This window comes from Chamaesiphon polymorphus CCALA 037, assembly GCF_003003845.1.
In the GTDB taxonomy this organism is placed as follows: Bacteria; Cyanobacteriota; Cyanobacteriia; order Cyanobacteriales; family Chamaesiphonaceae; genus Chamaesiphon; species Chamaesiphon polymorphus.
On the sequence record NZ_PVWO01000720.1, the window covers coordinates 1 to 2223 of the forward strand.

The window sequence follows — 2223 nt, forward strand, 5'->3', positions numbered from 1 at the left end:
ATTCCCTTTTTATGGGCACTGTCGGCATCTTTCAAACCGCTTTCGGAAATAGTCAGCGGCGAGAATACTTTTATACCTAAAAATTTTACGCTCGACAACTACAAACAAATCTTTTTTCAAGAGCCATTATTTTTACGCTGGCTGTTTAATAGTGTCGTTATTGCGGTAAGCGTCACCGTCCTAAACTTGCTATTTAATTCCATGGCTGGTTATGCCCTCGCGCGGCTGCACTTTCGGGGCAAGCATTTTCTATTCGTACTGATTTTAGCTGTTTTGGCAGTGCCAGCCCAGATCTCTTTGATTCCCACCTTTTTGATTTTAAAATTATTCGGCTGGCTGAATTCTTATCAAGGGACGATCGTCCCCAGCATGGTAAATGCCACATTTATTTTTATGATGCGGCAGTTTTTTGTTAATTTTCCCAAGGAATTGGAGGAAGCTGCTGCCTTAGATGGTTTAACACCTCTCCGAATTTTTTGGCATATAGTTTTACCTTTAGCCAAGCCAGCCCTAGCCGCACAGGCTGTGTTTGTATTCATGGGGAGCTGGAATAATTTCTTATTACCCATGACGATCTTATTCGATCCAGAAATGTTTACTTTACCTTTAGGCTTAAACTCGTTTAAGGGTCAATATATTAGCTATTGGAATTATATTATGGCAGCTTCAATGGTGTTTACCTTGCCAGCTCTGATTATCTACGCCTTTTTCAATCGCTATTTTATTCAAGGCGTTACCTTCACGGGTGGGAAAGGGTAGTCAACATGCCGTAATTATTCTGGCTCTCCCGTATCGATCGATAGGGTAAAGGGTAAAGGGTAAAGGAAAGATGCCCTATGAAACATTGCGGAAAATAATCGATCGCTATTGGAGCTAATAGTTAGACATTTATCCTCATAGGACGATCGATCGTGAAAGCATCTACAATTAAATTTTCACTTAGCACTCTTACATTACTAGGCTTGGCAGCAGTCGCAGCCGATCCGACATTAGCAACTTCACTTCAAGTTGCAGAAAATACGCCTAGTCAAATTCAAACCAACGACTCAGCCGGAAAAGATTTACCATTTTTTGCGCGCTTTTTAGAAGGGCAAGACCCAGAAGTAGTCGATAATAAAGTAGCTTTAACAGAATCTCCTGCCATCCAAACACAACTATCAAATAGTCCCCGCGAACTAAGTAAAAAAGGCATAGTGACTACTCGCAGATACCCCTCTGACACCGAAAATACTGGTGGTGGTATAGTTACAACCAACAGATACCCCTCCGATACCGACGATCTAACTGGCGGTACAGTTACAACTACTAAATACCCTTCCGATGCTGAAGATAATACTGGTGGTGGTATAGTAACAACCAAGAAATACCCGTCCGATGCCGAAGATAATACTGGCGGTAACTTGTATCGTCGCCATCGTCGGTAGACTGCGATCGCAAGCAAAAAAAGCATATGAGCGTCCTAATTATCACTCACACCCAAGACAATGAAAGTATCGATCTGGTGAGTCAAGAGATCGAACGGCGGGGGGAGATCGCGATTCGCTTTGATACCGATCGATTTCCGACGGAGGTGCAGTTAGACATCCTCTATAGTGGGGACGTCGAAAAACTTTTACTGCTCCAAGATGGACAACAATTCGATCTAGCTCAAGTCAGTGGTGTGTGGTATCGGCGGTTGAATGTCGGCGGCAAAATTCCGGCTCAAATGGACGAGCAATTTCGGTATGCTTCGATTCAAGAATCGCGAGCCACGCTGTTTGGATTGATTACCAGTCTTCGAGCCTTTCATCTCGACTCGATTCCCGTCATCCGGCGCGTAGAAAACAAGCAGCTCCAACTGCGTGTAGCCAGAGAAATCGGGTTAGATACCCCCCAGACTCTAATTACCAATCAACCCGCTGCCGTGAAGGAATTTGCCCGCTCCTGTGCGACAGGAACGATCGCCAAGATGATGGCTTCGTTTGCGATCTACGACAATCTCGGACAAGAGCAAGTCGTCTTTACCAATCGCCTCTCGGATACCGATTTAGAAAATTTAGACGGCTTAAAATTTTGCCCGATGACTTTTCAAGAATTACTCCCCAAACAGGTGGAATTGCGAGTGACGATCGTCGGCAAACAGGTATTTTGTGCGGCGGTAGATTCGCAACAATTAGATAATGCCAAGCTGGATTGGCGCAAAGAAGGAATTGCCCTAATTGATGCTTGGTATCCCTACACTTT

3 protein-coding genes are annotated in these 2223 nt (G+C 44.3%); all 3 read left to right on the forward strand.

Annotated features, from left to right (window positions below):
- A partial coding sequence (locus C7B77_RS28660; protein ID WP_106313090.1) for a carbohydrate ABC transporter permease occupies positions 1-759 on the forward strand: 759 nt, incomplete at its 5' end.
- Positions 760-911: 152 nt separating this feature from the next.
- Positions 912-1424: a microviridin/marinostatin family tricyclic proteinase inhibitor gene (locus tag C7B77_RS28665; protein WP_219892315.1), complete on the forward strand. Its 513-nt coding sequence runs from the start codon at positions 912-914 to the stop codon at positions 1422-1424.
- Positions 1425-1450: 26 nt separating this feature from the next.
- A partial coding sequence (locus C7B77_RS28670; protein WP_106313093.1) for an MvdC/MvdD family ATP grasp protein occupies positions 1451-2223 on the forward strand: 773 nt, incomplete at its 3' end.